This is a genomic window from Kribbella sp. VKM Ac-2566, assembly GCF_004366005.1.
In the GTDB taxonomy this organism is placed as follows: domain Bacteria; phylum Actinomycetota; class Actinomycetes; order Propionibacteriales; family Kribbellaceae; genus Kribbella; species Kribbella pratensis.
In genome coordinates this window covers 262,961-282,546 of sequence record NZ_SODT01000009.1, presented here as the reverse complement: position 1 = coordinate 282,546, position 19,586 = coordinate 262,961, and the positions used below count along the sequence as shown (strand labels likewise).

Here is a 19,586-nt window from a genome sequence, read left to right as displayed (position 1 = left end):
TCGTCACGCTCAGCGCGGCGGGCACCGGCGCCGATTTCGCCGACACCTCCTGTCGAGCTGCCGGGTTCTACGTGACTTCGAGGTGGAGGGTGCCGGCCAGGGGGCGGATGGCGTAGGTGTGGGGGGATCGGGTGACGGTCAGGGGGAGGCGGCTGGAGAGGAACGGTTCGCACTGGACTGCGTGGGAGGTGCCGTCTGGTGCGGTGGCGAAGAGGATCCACTCCGCCGCGTCCAACGTCGCCATCTCCACCACGGCGGCCCAGCCGTCGTCCGAGACGGTACGTCGGCACGCGACGTCCACGTGGTCGTCGGAATCCGGCAGGTACCGGCGCCAACTGAAGTCCACCTCGCCCCAATCGGGCCCGCGCACCACCAGCATGTTGCCCGCGGCAACCGCAGCGGTGGCGGTCATCCGGATCGGGGACTCGTGCAGGTTCACATACCCGCCCGTCGACCGGGTCAGCATCACCGCACGCCCGCGCTCGGCGTGTGAGACCAGCCGATCGTCCGCCGTCCACAGCAGCACCTGCTCCTGCCCCTCCGGTCCACGGACCCGGAACGCACGCGTCGTCCGTTGACTGAACGGGTCGTCCGGATTGACCTCCGCGAGGATCGGCCCGATCGGCAACCACGCGGTGAAGTCCCGGCCACGCACCTCGAGCGGCACCTGCTCCTCACCACCCGACAACGGCCGGCTCACGAACAACGCCGGCTCGTCGAACGTCGATCGCCCGTGCAGCACCAGCGCATCCGGGGTCTGCTCGACCGACGTCAACCGGCACGGATCCGCCAACCGCCGGACGGCGAACGCCCCGTCCTTGCCCGGACCAGGCTGGATCCAGTTCGTCGCGTCGATCCACGCTCCGGGCGGCCACCCCGGGCTGCCGGCCTTCTGCCCACGCAGCAGGTCCCGCCGCCGGATCCCACCGACCCGCAGCCGTACGTCGAAGTGCGACGGGCCGGCCGTGCACTTGGCGAGTAGCTCGCGACTGACGCGAACCTCGAACCCCACCATGCTTTCCTCGCCACGGAGATCGGTCGCCGGGTAGCGCCGTACCGGAAGCCGGTAGTTCTTGCCGGCGATCACCAAGTCGATGCGGAGGTTCGACGGCTTCGACTGCAGGTGCCGGATCTCGGCGGTGCCACGAACCGACAACGCGCCGTCGATCCAGGTCACCTCGCGCACACTGGTCGCCGGCGTCAGGTCGTTCTTGGTGAGCGCGAGGTGTTCCTGGGCCGCGTCCGGGTCGAGGGCGACCTTGTGCAGCAGTTCGAGATCGCGCGCCCGCAAGGCCGCGAACTGGAGCTGGGCGAGGCGTGGCGAGTTCACCAGCACGGCCTCGTCCAGGCGGTCGAGGAGCTCGGTGGTGAGTTCGACCAGGTGCTGCTCCTCCTCGGGCGGGACCGTGCCGAACGCCGAGAGGATCGCGTGCAGGTCGATCTGCCGGAAGTGCGCGTGCACCCGGTGCCGGATCGCCGGCGGCGCGTCCTCGATCTCGTCCAGCACCAGACCGGCCGAGACGACCCGGTCACGGATGTTCGCGAGCTGGAACTTCTGCTGCGTGATCGAGTCACCCGACTCGCGCTCGCGCCAGAAGTACACCGGCGCCGCGAGCGTGTCGACGGTGACCGCGTCGAGGTGCGCCTTCAGCGTGACCGGATAGTCCTCGTACCGGATCGCCGGGAACCGGTAGCCGTACTCGTCCCAGAAGGACCGCCGGTACACCTTGTTCCACACCATCCGGTCGAGCACCAACTGCGGCGTCTCGGAAATGTGCGTGGCCAGGCGATTTTCCGTGAACGCCTGCGCATGCAACCACGACGGCCGTACGCCGTAACTGTTGTTGAACCGTCGCGCGTTGCCGGCGGCGAAGTCCGAACCGGTCTGATCGAGGGACCGGACCAGCATCCCGAACCCGTGCCGGGTCACCAGGTCGTCGCTGTCGACGAACGTGATGTACTCCCCCGACGCCTGCTCGACGCCGGTGTTGCGCGCCGGTCCGAGGCCGGCGTTCTGCTGCTCCACGATCCGGAACCGCGAGTCGCGGATGCAGAACTCCTTCGCGATCACGGCACTGTCGTCCGGCGAACCGTCGTCGACCAGGATCGCCTCGAAGTCGCCGAAGGTCTGCCGCGCGATCGAGTCCAGGCAGTCCCCGATATAAGCCCCCACGTTGTAGAACGGCACTACCACGCTGAGTCGTGCAGGAGGGCGCGGCGTACTCACCGCTGTCTGATCCGGCGCGCGAGCTTGCGGGCGACGACCTTCGGCTTGCGGACCTGGGCCGCGTGGAAGATCACCCGCGAGACGGCGTACGTGCGGGATCCGCGGATCCGCTCGTGGGCCGTGGTCAGCCGCTGGAGCTGACCGCGGAGCTCGCGGATGCGGTTCTCGCGGGTCTTCATCGCCTTGTTGCGGAAGCCGAGCGTGCGTTCGAGGCCGTAGACGTGGCCCTTCAGCTCGAACAGCTCCTGCTTGGCCTCTTCGGCTTCGGCGAGCGTCGTGCGTACGTCGACGGTGGTGGTGCTCGTCTCCAGTACGACGTCCAGCGCGGCGGCGAGTTCTTTGCCGCAGGCAACTTGTTCGGTGGTGGCCGGGAGGGAGTCGGGGCTCGTGGCCGGGGTCTGCTCGGGCGGCTCGACACCGGACATGCCGAGCCACGCGGAGATGAGGTCGTCACCCAGCATCCACGGCGGCCACGGGTGGCGACGGCGCTGTCCGATCAGACGGTCGTGGAACCGCGCCCAGGCGGCAGCCAGCAGGTCCTCTTTCTCGATGGGGTCCTCGGCTACCCAGCCCGAGACGCCGTACGCGAAGGAGTCGCCGTCGTAGATCACGTCGTCCCAGCGGACGATCACACGAGAGGTTGTCACCCAGTCACCCAGGTCGGCGGCCAGCTTGCGGAAGGCAGGCACGTCCTCGGCGGCGGCAAGCCGGAACAGCACACTCTCGACCGACACACCCGAGGGAACTGTGGAGGGGACAACGGAGGGGTCAAAGAAGAGCGAGCCGACGGTGGCGGCGGTAGTAGGTGCGGTGGTGGTCGCTGCGGCGGTGGTGGTCGCTGCGGCGGTGGTGGTCGCTGCGGCGGTGGTGGTCGCTGCGGCGGTGGCGGTCGCTGCGGCGGTGGTGGTCGCTGCGGCGGTGGTGGTCGCTGCGGCGGCGGTGGTAGGTGCGGTGGCGGTAGGTGCGGGGGCGGGGGTGGGGGGCTCGCCCGTGATGGTTGTGTCCCAGCCGGTGAGGGTTTGGTCGGCGGTCAGGACTACGTCTGCGGATTGGGCGTAGACGTCGTGGGTGGCGCCGGCGCCGGCGATTGCGAGCCAGCCGGTGGGGATGGCGGCTAGTAGGCCGGCTCGGGCGGCGGTGTCCACGCCCTCGGCAGCGGGCGATAACAGCGATACGTCGACCGACTCGAGCGCGGCGCCGGCCAGGCGGGTGGGGAGTTCTCCGGGGCGGGCGGTTGCCGCGACATCGGCGCGGACGAAGGTGCGGGAGCCGAAGTCGGCGTACACCTCAGAGGTCCACGGGAGCGCGGACTTGAGCTGGTCGACGGAGACCGGCCGGGTCGGGTCGTCGTGGAGCGGGCGCCACTCGTCGTCGCCGTGGCGTTCGTCCGCAGGGCGGCTGTCCAGCAGGTTGAGCAGCGAGAACTCGTTTTCCAGCCCGAGTACGACGACCGCGTCCTGAGCGGCCAACGCAGCGAGCGCGGCCAGACGTGCGGTCCACGACAGGTCGGCGCTGTCGTATCCCAGGACGCGATCGAGTCCATCGGAAGCGATGATCACGTCGTACGGCTCGCTCTGCAGGCCGTCCAGCGCACCGGCGATCACCTGCAGGCACGGCCCGAAGTCCTCGCCCAACTGCTGCGCGTCCGCGACCGAGCGGACCAGGATCGTCACGTCCGCGGAGTGCGCGAGCACCGACTCGATCAGCTGCGGAGCATGTGGCCCGAGGATCAGCGTCCGCCGGTTGGCGGGGACGACGTCGGTCAGCAGCGCGGCGAGCGCCGGCCGCGGCGTCGTGTGGTCGGTCCACGGCTGCATCTCGCCGCGGACGACCTGAACCCCAGCTGCCAACTCAGACACGCTCTCTCCAATCGAACAGCGACCGCAGTTCCGCGGGCGGCATCATCCAGGGTTTGCCGAGCTCGAGGTCGGTGGTCGCCCGGGCCGCTTCGAGATCGACGGTCTTTCCGAGCATTTCCGGCCAGAGTCGCTCGATCCGGCTCTGGCCGCCGAACAGCGGGTTCTCGCCGTCCATCTCCATCGGGTCGCCGTACACCGCGGGCTCACAGCCGGCCGCGACGCCGTAGAAGATCGCGGTCGACAGCCGGTTGGCCGCGACCCGCTTGTGTTTGCGCAGCTCGGCCAGCTGCTTGAACAGGAACCGCCGGTCGGTCCCCTCGTAGGAGAACCCGCGGCGCCCGAACGACACCACCCGGAAGCCCGCGTCCTCGTAGAACCCGCGCACCTCGGGCCGGTCGTACTCGGTGTAATACAACGAAAAGGTGACCGGGCCGGGCTCGGTCTCGCGGATCTCGTCGATCAGCCGCTGGTGGTCGCCGTGGATCTTGCCGCCCTCCCACCCGTGGAAGAGGAACCACAGCGTTCCCTCGCGCTCGACCGGCTCCTCCGGCTCCGGTTCGAGTTCCATGAGGTACAGGAACGGCGCGCCGATGCTGTGGTAGTTCCGCCGCCCCAGCGCGTGTCCGCGACGCCTCGGCGCATCGCTCCAGGTGAACCGCCAGGCGCCGTCGTAGAACTCGTGCACCGGGTTCCAGCCGCAGCCGATGTTCCAGCCGTGCTGCAGGTATCCCCGCAACCGCGGCGGGTGGTCGAAGTCGAACCCGGCGTACCGGGACAGGATGTGCGTCTGACCGTAGTAGTGGTTGTGGTGATGCATCAGCGCACCTCGACATGCAGAGTGCCGGCATGGGGTCGAACGGCGAGCGCGTGCGACCCGTGAGTGATTGCCAACGGCAACCGGCTGCACAGGAACGGCTCGCACTGTACGGCGTGGGCCGCACCGTCAGCGGGGGTGGCGAACAGGATCCAGTCGGCCAGCGCGGCCAGCGGATCGACCGAGACCTGCACCGCGGTCACCGGGACCAGCGCGTCCACGTCGACTGCCGCGGACCATCCTTCGGCGGTGAGGGTACGGCGGCATGCGACATCGAGATGCTCGTCGGAGTCGGCCAGGTACCGCCGCCACGCGAACGTGACCTCGCGACCCTCCGATCCGCGCACCGTCAACTGGTTGCCCTCGACAACCGCCGCCACAGCGGTCGTGCGGATCGGCGACTCGTGCAGGTTCACGTACCCGCCGGTCGAGCGGGTCAGCGTGACCACCCGGTCGTCAACGACCCGCGAGACCGCCGAGTCGCTCGCGGTCCACAGCAACACGCGCTGCTCACCCCCGGGCCCGCGCATCCGGAACACCCTGGTCGTGCGCTGGCCGAACGGGTCGTCGTGGTTCGCGGCCGCGAGGATGTCCTGGATCGGCAGGCGAGCGGTGAAGTCGCGGCCGTCGATCTCCAACGGGACCTCTTCCTCGCCACCGACAACCGGCCGGCTCAGGTACAGCTCCGGCTGGTCGAACGATGCCCGCCCGTGCAGCACCAGCTCGTCGGCCGTCTGCTCGACCGCGGTCAGCCGGCACGGGTCCGTCAGCCGTCGCAACGAGAACCAGCCGTACTTCCCCGGCCCGGGCTGGATCCAGTTCAGCTCGTCGATCCATGCACCGGGCGGCCAGCCGGGACTCCCCGGGCCCTGACCGCCGAGCATGCCCTTCCGCTCCCGTCGCCCTGACCGCATCCGCACCTCGAAGTGGGCCGGCGCGCCCGTGCACTGACCGAGCAGCTCGCGGTCCAGCAGCACCTCGAACCCGACGAGTGTCTTGTCCCCGTGCAGGTCCAGCGCGTTGTACCGACGTACGTCCAGCGGGTACGTCGTCTCACCGACGGCCAGTGCGATCTCGAGGGTCGACGTACGCAAGGTCTCCAGGTGGCGGATCTCCGCGGTGCCCTTGACCGACAGCTTGCCGTCGACCCAGCCCACCTCGCGCACGCTCGTCGCGAGGGTCAGGTCCTGCTCGCGGAGCTTGTAAAGCGCCTGAGGTACGGCGGACTCGCCGAGGCCCGGGTAGTTGTAGTCGAGCTGCCGCGACCGGCGCGGACGCGGTACGGCACGCGCCCCGCCGCGGAGCCCGCCCGAGTTCCGGAAGTCCGCGAGCCGCCGGAGCAGTTCCACGTCGCCGGACCGGAGCGCGGCGTGCTGGATCCGGTCATACCGGTGGGTGGCGGCCAGAACGTCGTCGTCGAGCCGGTCGAGGAGCTCACGGGACAGATCCAGCAAGGCCTGCTCGTCCTCGCTCGGGACCGAGCCGAACGCGGACACCAGCGTCAGTACGTCGATCTGCGCGAGATGCGCGTGCACCCGCCGGCGGACCACCGGTACGGCGTCCTCGACGAGATCGACGACCATCCCGGCCGAGGTCACCCGGTCCCGGATGTTGCCGAGCTGGAACTTCTGCTGCGTGATCGACTCGCCTGACTCGCGCTCGCGCCAGTAGTAGACGGCCTGCGTGATCGTGTCCACGGTCACCGCGTCCAGGTGCGCCTTGAGCGCGACCGGGTAGTCCTCGTACCGGATCGGGGGGAACGTGTACCCGTACTCGGTCCAGAACGACCTGCGGTAGACCTTGTTCCAGAGCATCCGGTCCAGGACCAGATCGGGGAACTCGGTCACGTGCGTGGCGTGCCGGACCCGCGCGAACGGCTGCTTGTGCAGCCACGACGGGCGGACGCCGAAGCTGTTGTTGAACCGCCGCGCATTGCCGCCGGCGATGTCGGAACCGGTGCGGTCCAGGGTCCGGACCAGGGCGGCGAACCCGTACCGCGAGACCAGGTCGTCGCCGTCGACGAACGCCAGGTACTCGCCAGCGGCCTCCCGGATGCCCGCGTCCCGGGCCGGACCGGGGCCGGCGTTGTCCTGCTGGATCAACCGGAACCGCGGGTCCCGGCTGCAGAACTCCTTCGCGACGACAGCGCTGTCGTCGGGCGAGCCGTCGTCGACGAGGATCGCCTCGAAGTCGGACCAGGCCTGCCGGGCGATCGATTCCAGGCAGTCCCCGAGGTACTCGCCGACGCCGTAGAAGGGCACCACAACGCTCAACCGCGGAGTCACTCCGGTGTGTCCTCCTCCGCGGTCGCTACGAATCTTTACGTAGCGGCAACGAGGTGAACCGTCAGGAGGTTATGCACAGGCTCGAACCCGTAGCGGGACCACACCCGTTGGATGCCGATCTGATGGGCCTGCGCGGTGACGACCAGGCGTCGCGTCGTACAGACGTCCTCGATCGCGGCCAGCAGGTGACCGTACCGGCCACGACCCTGCTCGGCGGGTACGACGCCGGCCAGCTGGATCTCGGTCCACGACCGCTGTTCGTCGACGGCCGCCAGCGCGAGCACCCGCCGGTCCGGCCCCCGCAGTACGACGGCACCTGCCGCACCGATCCGCCGCCGGGCCCACTCCTGGCGGCCGGCCAGCGCGACCGCCCGGTCGAACATCGGGTTGGCGCAGTAGTGGTTGCCGGAGTCGCCGAAGACGTCCGCGACCAGGTCGTCCACCAGGTCGTCGTCGACCTCCGGCTCGAGCTGCGCGGTGAAGCCCGCCAGCGGCGCGGGGCGCCGGCCCTTGCCGACCGGCAGCGCCCAGCAAGTGACGGCGTCGGCCAGCAACGCCTGACGCGGCCCGTCGGCCAGCGCGGCGAACCAAGTGGTCTCACGGGCCGGGTAGCGAAGCACGATCACGTCCGCGGTCGACTTCTCGACGGCGGCCAGCACCTCGGCGAGCGGCGTACCGGCCGAGGCGGACACCGACATCCGGTCGATGGCGACCCCGAACCGCTTGGCCGCGTCCACGGACGGCCGCACGGTCAGTTCACCGGCTTCGAGCGCGTCGTACCAACTCATAGGCCGCCGAGCTTAAGGCATCGTGGTTACGAGGCTCACCTGGAGTGACAGGTTGCGTTCGTGGCGCGACGGATTTCACATTAGCGTTACGACATGCGCGCGAAAGCGAGGCGGCGGGGACCGCGGACGGCGGGGCCGTCCCTTTCCGGTCTGGTCGCCGGGCTCGCAATCGTGGTGCTGGCGATCGTGCTGCTCGCGCTGCACGCGACGGTCTTCGAGGTCGTCCGGTTCGTGCTCTTCACCGGTGTCGCGGTGGCGCTGCCCGGGTTCGCGCTCTGGCGGCTGATCGGCGGGTATGGGCGCAACCTCGTGGAGGACCTGTCGGCCGGGTTCGCCGTCGGCACGGCCGGGCAGGTTCTGGTCTACCTGGCCAGTGCGTCGATCGGGCTGCAGGCCTGGTCGTGGGTGTGGGCGCCGATCGTCTTGGTGATCGCCTTCGTGGACAGCGACGCGCGGGCTCGGGTCTGGCGGCGGGTCGAGCGGCCGTTGCGTCCGCTGCAGGCCTGGCTGCTCGCGGCGTCGACAGCGGTCGTGCTGCTGATCGTGTACCGGCGCGGGCCGGGCCAGTTCCTCCCGGCGTACGCCGATCCGCTGCGTGCGTATCCCGACCTGGCCTTCCAGCAGGCGCTGGCCGCGAGTGCGAAGTACGACGTACCCATCTCGACGTTGTGGCTCGGTGGCGAGCCGATGAGGTACCACACGTTCTTCCACCAGGCGACGGCCGCGACGCAGTGGGGGACGCGGATCGACCTGACCGATCTGATCCATTCACTGAGCTGGCTGCCGCTGTTCCTCGCCGGGTGCGGGCTGGTGTTCGCCCTCACCAGTCGGCTGGCCCCGACCGCCGAGTCCGGCGCCACGTGGGCCGGACCGCTCGCGGTGTTCGTCGCCGGTCTCGGTGGGGCCGTGCAGCCGTTGGCGGACGCCGGACTGGGCGGGATCTCGACCGCGGTGGCGGCGTACCTGAGTCCGACACAGAACCTCGGGGTCCTGATCGCGCTGGCGCTCTGCGTGGTGGCGGTGGACCTGCTGCGGGCGGACGGCCGGCCGCGTGGCCGGTGGGTGTTGCTGGTGCTGCTCGCGCTGATCGCGGCCGGGGCGAAGTCGACGATCCTGCCGTTGGTGGGTGCCGGGTTCGCGTTCGCGTTTCTCCAGCTGGGGCTGGCGCGGCGGAGTACGCGGCCGGCGTTCCTCGGTGGGTTGCTGTCGCTGACGGTATTCGTGGGGGCGTTGATCGCGATCTTCGGCGGGAGCACGTGGGGGACCGAGATCAAGCCGTTCGAGACGTTCGTCCAGTTGGCGCCGTACCCGATGCTGGTGTCGAACCCGCATGCGCAACTGTTGTCAGGGGCAACGACTTTGCTGAGCTGGGCGCTGGCCGCGTCGGGGTTGTTCTTCCTCGGCCGGAGGTGGCGGGACTCCGGTGCGGTGTTCCTTGCCGGGGTCGCGGTCGCGGGCTTGCTGGGCACGTTGCTGACGACCCAATCAGGAGTCAGCCAGCTGTACTTCCTGCGGACGGCCTTCCCGGTCATCGCCGTACTCGCGGCTGTCGGGCTGGCGAATCTGGTCGGGCGGCTCGGAGACCGGCGAGCCGTGGTGCTCGTCGGCGCGGCCGGGCTGCTCGGGCTGGTGGCCCTCGCAGTTGCGCGCTCGCAGTCCGCGGACCTGCAGGGCATCAGGGGCCCGTGGGTGTGGACTGTCGCGGCCGTGGCAGTTGTCGCGCTGTTGGTGGCCGTGGTCTGGAAGCTGGCGCGGCGACCGGGCAACTTCTTCGTCGCGTTGCTCGGCGGCGCGGTGGCGGCGTGCATGATCGGCGCGACCCTGGTGCCGATGCAGGGCCTCGTGTCGGACAAGGCGTCGAACTTGGTCTTCGCGCACCCGTTCCGCGGTGGCGCGACGGCGGCAGAGGCCGGCGCGGCGCAGTGGCTACGGCGCAACAGCACGCCGGGCGACCTGATCGCGACGAACGCGCACTGCATTATCCAGCGCGACGGTCTCTGCGACAGCCGGCACTTCTGGCTCGCAGCGCTGGCCGAGCGTCCGGTCCTGATCGAGGGCTGGTCGTACTCCAACCAGGCGAACCGCATCGCCCTCACCAACGACACCAACCCGAGCCTCATCCCGTACTGGAACAGCGAGGAACTCGCCGCCAACGACATCGCGTTCAAGGCGCCTACGCCGGCTGCGATCGAGCGCCTGCGGGAGGCCGGAGTGCGCTGGCTGTACGCCGACCACCGGGCCGGCGACGTGTCCCCGGCGCTCCGCAACTACGTCCGCCTGCGACACGCCACGCTGGACGCGACGATCTACGAACTCAGATGAGAGGTCCCGCGGGACGACGCTCGCGACGGCGCTACCTATCCGCGGGACCTCTAAGTTGCAGCAGGGCGTCGGCGACTCGCTCACGCCCGCGCCCGTCGACGAGTTCCCAACCAGCTCGCGCCAGTCGACCACGCTCGGCCGAATCGGTGAGCAATCGCTTGAGCATGGGGACCGCTGAGTTCGGATCCGCCTGCAGCGCGCTCAACAGCCCGAGTCCGGCAGCCGCGCCGGTGTCGATCGCGCGCTCGTAGCCCATCTCCTGGTTGTCGACCACGCACACCAGTCCCGCAGTCGCCCCGAGACACAGCAGCTCCCAGGTCGACGTACCGGACGCACTGATCGTCAGATCCGCGTGACGCACACGGGCTGCCAGTTGATGCGTCGGCCCGATCACCTCGAGGTGCTGGTGCGGTTGCAGCTCGACAGCGGCGATCCTCGCGGCGAGGTCCGGCCCGGGTGCGACCACGGTGGCCTCGAACGGCAGACCGGTCGCGGCCAGCGCGCGGGCGACGTACGGACCGGCGCCGAAGGCATCCGTGCCGCCGAAGAACGCGAACACCGTCGGTACGGCGGTGTTCCGGTCGGCCGGTGGAGCGGCGGGACGGTGGTCGAGGATCTCGTCGCGGATCATCACGTACCGCAGGCCGGCGAGCCGGCTCGAGTCGCGCGGCAACCGCGGGTGGTCGAGCTCGGCGGCGAGGTTCTGGTCCACCAGCACATCGGCCTCGGCGCCGCGGAAGTCACCGTCGACGATCGCCAGCGTGGGCAGCCCGGTCGCCCGGACGGCGGGATAGACCGCAGCGTCCAGGTCGTACGAGTCGAAGACCAGAGCGTCGAGCCCCAACCGGTCGACGAGCTCGACATGCTCGGTGGGTCCCCAGACCGCGGGCTGTACGGCGATCCCCCGGGCCGCGATCTGCTCCGCGGCCCACGGCACGGTGTGCGCATCGCAGACGAAGACGAGCTCGACAGCGCGGCGACGTACCTCCTCGGCCAGCGCCAGACAGCGCATCACGTGACCGACGCCCCGGGACGGCCCCACATCACATCGCACCCCGACGCGTTTCACGGGCCCCAGCGTACGTTTGATCACGGTGCGCTGAGATGGTGGATTGAGGTCGGCGCTCACGGGGCAGCTATTGTTTCGAGGTCCGCACCGCGTGTGTGCGGTTCGGAACTGTCCGTCAGAAGGGTCCCGCTCGCGTGTCAATCCTTACCGGCTCCGACATCCTGGTCACCGGCGGTACCGGGTCGTTCGGCCGGACGTTCGTACGGCACGCGCTGAACCACCTGAACCCGCGACGGATCATCGTCTTCAGCCGCGACGAACTGAAGCAGTGGGAGGTCCGCCAGTCGTTCGGCGACGACCCGCGGCTGCGGTTCTTCCTCGGCGACGTCCGCGACCGGTCCCGGTTGCTGCGGGCGATGCACCGGGTCGACTACGTCGTACACGCCGCCGCTCTGAAGCAGGTGGACAGCGGTGAGTACAACCCCTGGGAGTTCGTCCAGACCAACGTGATCGGGTCGCAGAACGTCATCGAGGCGGCCATCGACTCCGGCGTGAAGCGGGTCGTGGCGCTGTCCACGGACAAGGCGTCGAGCCCGATCAACCTGTACGGCGCGACCAAGCTGACCGCGGACAAGCTGTTCATCAACGGGAACCACTACGCGGCGGCGTACGACACCCGCTTCAGCGTCGTCCGGTACGGCAACGTGATGGGCAGCCGGGGCTCGATCATCCCGAAGTTCCGCGCGCTGCACACGGCCGGCCACTCGCTGCCGATCACCGACCTGCGCTGCACCCGGTTCCTGATCACGCTGCCGGAGGCGGTCGAGTTCGTGGTCGACTCGTTCGACCTGATGACCGGCGGCGAGCTGTACGTGCCGCGGATCCCGTCGATGAAGGTGACCGACCTGGCCGAGGCGATCGCGCCCGGCGCGACCATGCACGACGTCGGCCTGCGTCCCGGCGAGAAGCTGCACGAGGAGATGATCAGCCCGGAGGAAGGCCGCCGCGCGCTGTCCCTCGGCAACCGCTTCGTGCTGCAGCCCGACCTGGCCAGCTGGGGCTACCAGCCGCCGAGCGACGGTACGCCGGTGCCGGACGGGTTCCACTACGCCTCCGACACCAACGACCAGTGGTACTCGATCGAGCAGATCCGCAAGATCCTCGAGAGCGACGGCTGACGTGCTCCCCTACGGGCGCCAGTCGATCTCGGAGGAGGACATCGAGGCGGTCACCGCCGTACTGCGGGGCGACTGGCTGACCACCGGACCAGCGGTCACCGCCTTCGAGAGCGCGATCTCCGAGCTCTCCGGCGGGCATCGCGCGGTGAGTTGTACGTCGGGCACCGCGGCCCTGCACATCGCGTACGCCGCTCTCGGCATCGGCCCGGGCGACGAGGTCGTCACCACGCCCATGACCTTCGTGGCCACCGCCTCCTGCGCCGCGATGCTCGGCGCTCGCGTGGTGTTCGCGGACGTGGACTACGACACCGGCCTGATCGACCCAGCCGCCGTCGAAGCTGCTCTTACCGATCGGTCCCGCGTCATCTCCGCAGTCGACTACGCGGGCCAATCCGCCGACTACCCAGCTCTGCAGGTTCTGGCGGATCGAGTAGGCGCGCACACCCTCGCCGACGCAGCGCATTCCGTCGGCGGTTCGGCGTACGGCCGCCCAGTAGGCGACCTCGCCGACGTCACCACCATGTCCTTCTTCCCCACGAAGAACCTCACCACCGGCGAAGGCGGTGCGGTGGTCTGCAGAGATGATGTGGTTGGGCAGCGGGCCCACGAGTTCCACTTCATCGGCCTGGTCCGCGACCCGTCGCGCTTCGAGATCACCGACGAAGGACCGTGGCACCAGGAGGTCCACGAGTACGGCGTGAACTACCGCCTGACCGACCTGGGCGCCGCACTCGGACTGTCCCAGCTGCGCCGGCTCGCGGAGTTCAAACGCCGCCGCACCGAGATCACCGCCCGCTACAACGCGGCGTTCGCCGATGCCGACGGACTCCGTACGCCGGTGCAGCGGGCCGGCGTCGACCCGATGTGGCACCTCTACCCGGTTCGCGTCCTCGGCGGTCGACGGCGCGAGATCTTCGAGGCGATGCGCGCCGCGGGGATCGGCGTACAGGTGAACTACATCCCCGTGTACTGGCACCCGGTCTTCGCCCACCAGGGCTACCAGCGCGGCCTCTGCCCGAACGCCGAACGCTTCTACGCCGAGGAACTCTCCCTCCCCCTCTTCCCGGACCTCACCGACAGTGACGTCGACCGGGTAATCGAGACCCTCCTGCAGTTGGTTGGATAACGTGATCGATGTGACCCGGTCGAATCTGATCGGCGGCGAGATGCTCAACTGGTCGGATCTGCACCCGGGCGATGCCCGTCCCGCGGCTGCCGGACCCGCAGCAACGGCACTCTTGGCCGCCGCGCTCCAGCCTGACGACGCCGTCCTGATCGCCGGCCCGCACGCCGCCGAGCTGATCACGGCTGCGGTCGCGCAGGTCACGTCGGTGGACCTCTTGGTCCGCTCGGCTCCTGACGCCGAGGAACTCGCCGAACAACTGGACGACGCCAAGGGGCAGGTCTTCTGCGGCTCGCTCGATCGTTGGGTAGTGGATGAAACGTACGACGTGATCGTCGCGCTGGACGGCTTGGAGCGGCTTGTCGGACCCGATACGGCGAGCTTCCCGTGGGTGGAGGCGCTGGATCGGCTGCGTGAGCGGCTCCGGCCGGGTGGCCGGCTGCTCCTCGGAGCCACGAACTCCTTCGGATTCGAGCGGTTGATTCAGCCGGACATCACCGCAGCCATCCCGCGCGACGAGGACTGGGGACGCGACGTCGCGGACCGAGCCCCCGCAGGCCTCAAGCCCCTCCTCTCTGCTCTCGACACCTCCGACGTGCAGACCTTTGCTGTCTTTCCGTCGCTGGTTCAGGCGGACCTCGCGCTCTCGACAGTCGATGGGTTCGCAGGGATCACTGCGGCGCGGGCTGTTGCCTCTCGCAACGAAGGCCCGGTGTTGATGGATCCGTACCGCCTGGTGCTGGACGCGGCCGCGGCGGGAGTTGCCTTCGAGCTGGCGCCGGCCTGGTACTTCGTGATTGGTGCGGAGGCGCCGGCTGTACTGCCTGAAGGTGTGGTGCCGGGGGGCGAAGGCGTCCTGTTGGAGGAACACCTTCTGATGGCCCTGCGCTGTGATGATCAGGCGGAGCTTCGACGGGTGATTCCGACGTACGTCGCCTGGCTGGGTGCGAGTGGTGCCGGGTCGCCGGACAACGTGATCCTGGACGGGACGTCGTACCGGTTGTTCGGGGAGGCGCAGGAACTGGATGTTGTCGAACACCTCCGGCGGTTCGCGCGGCGAGCGCTGGAAAGTGGCGCACGGCAACCATGGCCCGCGGCGGCCGACCCGCACGCGCTGACCGCACGGCTCGCGGCGATGGCGGGGATCACCGTGCCGGAGCAGGAATTCACCCCGGACGAGGTCGTTCGCCCACGCGGCAGCGCCGAGCAGTTGACCACCGTCGCCCGGCTCGCCGACGAGCTCGCGCACGCGAGCGCCCGCGCGATCCTCTTCGAGGGCACGGTCAGCGGCATCCGCCGCTCGCTCCCCTATCGCGTCGGCCACGCCGTCCTGAACCCGGTCCGGGTGATCCGCCGCCGCCTCAAGCGGGTGCTGCGGAAGGTACGCCGCTGATGCACCACGCCAACCACTTCTACGGGCATGCCAACATCATGGCGACGTACGCCGGACTCCCGATACCGCCGCGGATCTGGGGCTACCTGCAGCACGGCTGGAACATCCTCGACGGTTTCGCCCACGGCACGAACTTCGCGCCCGGGATGCCCAAGTTCGTCTGGTCGGACAGCGTCCGCCGCCGCGGCCACGCACTCGGCCTGCGCAACTACTCGGTGATCGGCTCGGTCTGGCTGTACCTGCTGAAGACCCACCCCCAGCTCGCGACCTCGTCGAAACGGGCCAAGGGCACCATCTTCTACCCGTTCCACGGCTGGGAGGGTCAGCACGTGCTCGGCGACCACGGCCGGATCGTTGCCTCGATCAACGAGCACGAGACCGGCCCGGTGACCGTCTGCCTGTACTGGAACGAGTTCGAGAAACCCGCGATCCGCAATGTCTACAAGGACGCCGGATTCCGGGTCATCACGCACGGCTACCGCGGCCTGCACTGGCGCAAGACCGACGCCAAGTTCCTGGTCAAGCAACTGCGCGAGCTCCGCAAGCACGAGCGGGTCGCCTCCAACCGGCTCAGCTCCGCCGTTCTGTACGGCGCCTCGCTCGGCCTGGGGGCAGGGGTCTACGGTGATCCCATGGTGCTGGAGAACGAGCACCCGTCGTTCGGCGGACAGGCGCGGATCAAACGGCTGTGGCCGGAGATGGACCAGCCGTACGTCCCGCCGGCGGTCGCCCGTGAGTTCACCGACACCGAACTGGGCGTCGACCACGTCGCCGGACCCGCAGAAATTCGGGAGATGTTCCGATGGAACAGCTGAAGGTAGGAATCATCACGCAGGTCCGCGTGACCAGCACCCGGCTGCCGGCCAAGGTGCTGCTGGCCGTTGCCGGGCGCTCCTATCTCGAGCACCACCTCGACCGGCTGAGCCGGACCGGCCTGCCGGTGATCGTCGCGACCACCACGAACCTCCACGACGACCTGGTCGTCCAGGTCTGCGAGGAGGACGGCATCCCGGTCTTCCGCGGTAGCGAGGACGACGTCCTCAGCCGGTTCGCCGGCGCCGCCCGCGAGCACGACCTGGACGCCGTCGTCCGGGTCACCTCCGACTGCCCGCTGATCGATCCCGAGATCGTTGCCGCGGGCGTCGATCGGTGGCGTGCCGAGAACGACCCCGACCTCTACATCTCGAACTGTCTGGTGCGCACCTACCCGCGCGGCATGGACTTCGAGATCTTCTCCAGCGCCCGGTTGTACGACGCGGAGGCGAACGCCACGCTCAAGGCCGACCGCGAGCACGTCACGCCGTACCTGCACCAGAACCGGTCCGGCGAGATGCGGCTGCTGAACCTCCCCTGGTCCGGCGGTGGCGCGCGGTACCGGCTCACGCTGGACACCGCAGACGACTGGAAGTTGCTCGATGCCCTCATCGAGGACTTCGGCGGGACCGAGCTCGGCTGTGCCGAACTGGTCGCGATTCTGGACGAGCACCCGGAGCTGGCCGCCCTGAACGCGCACATCGAACAGAAGAAACTCGGCGAGTAGCAGCTATCGCACGCTCCGCTGTGTTGGTTCCTGGGGCATGATTTACCGTGATGACCACCAATGATCCGGCCGGGGACTCCGCCGCTGCCCCGGAGAACGGCGCGGGCAACGGCGCGCACGCCGCGCGGGCCACGTCGTTCGGCGCCGTCGCGGCGGCCTACGACCTGGGCCGGCCGACGTTCCCGGTCGAGGCGCTGAGCTGGATCCTGGGCCCGGGCCGCGGGCTGCAGGTGCTCGACCTGGGGGCCGGCACCGGCAAGCTCGCGGCGGTCGCAGCCGGTCTCGGGCACGACGTGATCGCGGTCGACCCGTCGCAGGAGATGCTCGAGGTCTGCCGCCGGCGGCCCGGGATCGACACGATGGTCGGGGCCGCGGAGTCGATCCCGCTCGCGCACGCCTCGGTGGACGCGGTGATCGTCGGGCAGGCTTTCCACTGGTTCGACCACGCCCGGGCGCTGCCCGAGATCGCCCGGGTCCTGCGCCCGGGCGGCGTCCTCGGCCTGCTCTGGAACAACGCCGACACCGTGGTCCCATGGGTCCGCCGGATCTGGCAGGTGATGCAGGGTGACGGCGTCGGCGGCAGCGACCGGTTCGACCCGGTGCCGATCATCGAGCAGTCGAACCTGTTCACCTTCCTGGAGAGCGCCCGGTTCCGGCACTGGCACGACCTGAACCGCGAGGGCCTGCGGCAGTTGGCCCAGTCGCACTCGCGGGTCGCCGTACTCAAGGACACCCGGCGTGACCAGGTCCTGGACCAGATCGACCTGATCTACGAGCACACCGCCCGGCCCCCGGAAGCCTTGCGGATGCCGTACTTCACCGACTGCTTCCGGGCCCACCCCAGCGAGTTCGCGAACTACCGCCGTACGGTCGACGGCCCGGTGGCACCGCACCTTTAGAACGTTTTGGTTGCGGTAGGTCAGAAATGCGCAACTTGGGGCTAACGTGCACCTGTTCTAGTCCACCGAAGGGGAACGCATGGACGAGGAAGTGGTGCGCGAGCGGGACGCCCGCGCCTATGAGGCGGTGCACGACGCGGCCGATTTCAAAGAGCTGAAGCGGCGGTACAAGAACTTCGTCGTACCGTCGACGATCGCCTTCATGGCGTGGTACCTGGCGTACGTCGCCTGCAACAACTGGGCCCGCGGTTTCATGGATCACCGGCTGGGCGGCAGCCACATCAACGTCGCGCTGATCTTCGGCCTGTTGCAGTTCGTGTCGACGTTCGTGATCGCGGCCCTGTACGGCCGGTTCGCCAACCGCAAGCTCGATCCGCTGGCCCACGGCCTGAACGCCAAGTACAAGAGGGAGCGCCGCCGGTGAACGCACTTCTCGTCCCGCTGGCCCTTCCGTTGGCCGCAGAGCCCGGCAACCGGACCCTGACGATCTCGCTGTTCACCGCCGTCGTCGCCGTGACGCTGTACATCACCTGGTGGGCGTCCCGGCAGAACAAGACCGCGGCCGACTACTACGCCGGCGGCCGCTCGTTCAGCGGCGCGCAGAACGGCCTGGCGGTGGCCGGCGACTACATGTCCGCGGCATCGTTCCTCGGGATCTCCGGCCAGATCGCCCTCTACGGGTACGACGGCTTCCTGTACTCCATCGGCTTCCTGGTGGCCTGGCTGGTCGCCCTCCTGCTGGTCGCCGAGCTGCTGCGGAACTCGGGCCGCTTCACGATGGCCGACCAGCTCGCCTTCCGGATGAAGCAGAAGCCGGTCCGGACGGCGGCCGCGACCTCGACGATCGTGGTCTCGATCTTCTACCTGCTGGCCCAGATGGTCGGTGCGGGTTCGCTGGTCGGACTGCTGCTCGGCGTGAAGAGCGAGGGTCTGAAGGCCGCCGTGATCGTGCTCGTCGGCGCGCTGATGATCGTCTACGTGACGATCGGCGGCATGAAGGGCACCACCTGGGTGCAGATCGTCAAGGCCGTGCTGCTGATGACGGGCACGGTGGTGATCACGTTCCTGGTGCTGCTGAAGTTCCACTTCAACATCTCCGACCTGCTCGGCTCGGCCGCCGGCAAGTCCGGAAAGGGCGAGGACTTCCTGCAGCCGGGCCTGCTGTACGGCAAGGACCTCACGGGCCAGATCGACTTCCTGTCGCTCGGTCTTGCGCTGGTCCTCGGTACGGCGGGGTTGCCGCACATCCTGATCCGCTTCTACACGGTGCCGGACTCGCGGGCCGCGAGGCGCTCGGTGCAGTGGGCGATCGGCCTGATCGGTGTGTTCTACCTGATGACGCTGGCCCTCGGGTTCGGCGCCGCGGCTCTGCTGAACACCGCCAAGGGTTCCGCGGTCGAGACCTCCAAGGGCAACGTGGCGTCGCCGCTGCTGGCCGAGGCCGTCGGCGGTGGGGCCGGCTCGACCGGTGGGGCGATCCTGCTCGCGCTGATCGCGGCGGTCGCCTTCGCCACCATCCTCGCGGTGGTGGCCGGGCTGACGCTGACCTCGGCGTCGTCGTTCGCACACGACCTGTACGCCAACGTCATGTCCAAGGAGAAGCCGACCGAGAAGCAGGAACTGCGGGTGGCGCGGTTCGCGGCGATCGGGATCGGCGCGGTCGCGATCGGGCTGGCGATCCCGGCGCAGAAGCTGAACATCGCGTTCCTGGTCGCGCTGGCGTTCGCGGTCGCGGCCTCGGCGAACCTGCCGGCGCTGCTGTTCAACCTGTTCTGGAAGCGGTTCAACACCTCGGGCGCGGTCTGGAGCATCTACGGCGGTCTGATCTCGGCCGTCGTCCTGGTGGTCTTCTCGCCGGTGGTGTCCGGCAACGGCGAGAAGTCGATGATCACCGGTGCGGACTTCCACTGGTTCCCGCTGTCGAACCCGGGCATCGTGTCGATCCCGCTCGGCTTCCTGTTCGGCGTACTCGGCACGTACCTCGGCCGGGACAGGTCGAGCGAGAACCGCTACAGCGAACTCTCGGTCCGCGCCCTCACCGGCGCCGGCGCGGAGGGTGCCGCCAAGCACTGACCCAGTACTGACGCAGTACATCCCAAGGGCCGGCTCGTATTCACTGCGAGCCGGCCCTTCTGCGTCATGAACCGTT

15 protein-coding genes are annotated in these 19,586 nt (G+C 69.2%); 9 read left to right on the top strand and 6 right to left on the bottom strand.

The features are described 5' to 3' along the window. Positions 1-67: 67 nt before the first annotated feature. Genes EV647_RS12930 through EV647_RS12910 form a run of 5 tightly spaced genes read right to left on the bottom strand, consistent with a single transcriptional unit; the run spans position 68 to position 7,973 of the window. Entirely contained in the window at positions 68-2,227 is a 2,160-nt protein-coding gene (locus EV647_RS12930) for a glycosyltransferase family 2 protein (protein ID WP_166680306.1), read from the bottom strand. Beyond that, on the bottom strand, positions 2,224-4,086 hold the full coding sequence (locus tag EV647_RS41980; protein WP_166680305.1) for a hypothetical protein: 1,863 nt from the start codon (positions 4,084-4,086) through the stop codon (positions 2,224-2,226). Before EV647_RS41980 ends, EV647_RS12930 begins: the two co-directional genes overlap by 4 nt. Next, positions 4,079-4,903, bottom strand: a complete 825-nt coding sequence (locus EV647_RS12920; protein ID WP_133786509.1) for a hypothetical protein — start codon at positions 4,901-4,903, stop codon at positions 4,079-4,081. The genes EV647_RS41980 and EV647_RS12920 overlap by 8 nt, the downstream gene beginning before the upstream one ends. Beyond that, entirely contained in the window at positions 4,903-7,173 is a 2,271-nt protein-coding gene (locus EV647_RS12915; RefSeq protein WP_134002460.1) for a glycosyltransferase family 2 protein, read from the bottom strand. Before EV647_RS12915 ends, EV647_RS12920 begins: the two co-directional genes overlap by 1 nt. Before the next feature lie 47 nt (positions 7,174-7,220). Then, positions 7,221-7,973 carry an N-acetyltransferase gene (locus EV647_RS12910; protein ID WP_134002458.1) on the bottom strand — a complete coding sequence of 251 codons (753 nt, stop codon included), beginning with the start codon at positions 7,971-7,973 and terminating at the stop codon, positions 7,221-7,223. Positions 7,974-8,066: 93 nt separating this feature from the next. On the opposite strand from EV647_RS12910, the gene EV647_RS12905 reads away from it, so the two are divergent. After that, on the top strand, positions 8,067-10,295 hold the full coding sequence (locus tag EV647_RS12905) for a hypothetical protein (protein ID WP_134002455.1): 2,229 nt from the start codon (positions 8,067-8,069) through the stop codon (positions 10,293-10,295). A gap of 31 nt (positions 10,296-10,326) precedes the next feature. Here the strand turns inward: EV647_RS12905 and EV647_RS12900 are convergent, their stop codons facing one another. Then, entirely contained in the window at positions 10,327-11,364 is a 1,038-nt protein-coding gene (locus EV647_RS12900) for a PseG/SpsG family protein (RefSeq protein ID WP_134002453.1), read from the bottom strand. Between the two features lie 134 nt (positions 11,365-11,498). Between EV647_RS12900 and pseB the strand changes: the two genes are divergently transcribed. The 8 genes from pseB to EV647_RS12860 all read left to right on the top strand — a co-directional run bounded on the left by pseB (position 11,499) and on the right by EV647_RS12860 (position 19,510). After that, positions 11,499-12,482 carry a UDP-N-acetylglucosamine 4,6-dehydratase (inverting) gene (gene pseB, locus EV647_RS12895; RefSeq protein WP_134002451.1) on the top strand — a complete coding sequence of 328 codons (984 nt, stop codon included), beginning with the start codon at positions 11,499-11,501 and terminating at the stop codon, positions 12,480-12,482. A gap of 1 nt (position 12,483) precedes the next feature. Next, a complete protein-coding gene (locus EV647_RS12890; RefSeq protein ID WP_134002449.1) occupies positions 12,484-13,608 on the top strand; it encodes a DegT/DnrJ/EryC1/StrS aminotransferase family protein in 1,125 nt (374 codons plus the stop codon). 10 nt (positions 13,609-13,618) lie between these two features. Beyond that, a complete protein-coding gene (locus tag EV647_RS12885) occupies positions 13,619-14,998 on the top strand; it encodes a class I SAM-dependent methyltransferase (RefSeq protein ID WP_238177176.1) in 1,380 nt (459 codons plus the stop codon). Continuing rightward, positions 14,998-15,813, top strand: a complete 816-nt coding sequence (locus EV647_RS12880) for a hypothetical protein (RefSeq protein ID WP_134002447.1) — start codon at positions 14,998-15,000, stop codon at positions 15,811-15,813. The genes EV647_RS12885 and EV647_RS12880 overlap by 1 nt, the downstream gene beginning before the upstream one ends. After that, positions 15,801-16,538, top strand: coding sequence for a cytidylyltransferase domain-containing protein (locus tag EV647_RS12875; protein ID WP_238177175.1), 738 nt, complete (start codon positions 15,801-15,803; stop codon positions 16,536-16,538). Before EV647_RS12880 ends, EV647_RS12875 begins: the two co-directional genes overlap by 13 nt. Before the next feature lie 50 nt (positions 16,539-16,588). Continuing rightward, positions 16,589-17,437, top strand: coding sequence for a class I SAM-dependent methyltransferase (locus tag EV647_RS12870; RefSeq protein ID WP_134002445.1), 849 nt, complete (start codon positions 16,589-16,591; stop codon positions 17,435-17,437). Positions 17,438-17,516: 79 nt separating this feature from the next. After that, a complete protein-coding gene (locus EV647_RS12865; protein WP_134002443.1) occupies positions 17,517-17,861 on the top strand; it encodes a DUF485 domain-containing protein in 345 nt (114 codons plus the stop codon). Then, positions 17,858-19,510, top strand: coding sequence for a cation acetate symporter (locus EV647_RS12860; RefSeq protein WP_134002441.1), 1,653 nt, complete (start codon positions 17,858-17,860; stop codon positions 19,508-19,510). Before EV647_RS12865 ends, EV647_RS12860 begins: the two co-directional genes overlap by 4 nt. Positions 19,511-19,586: the final 76 nt, after the last annotated feature.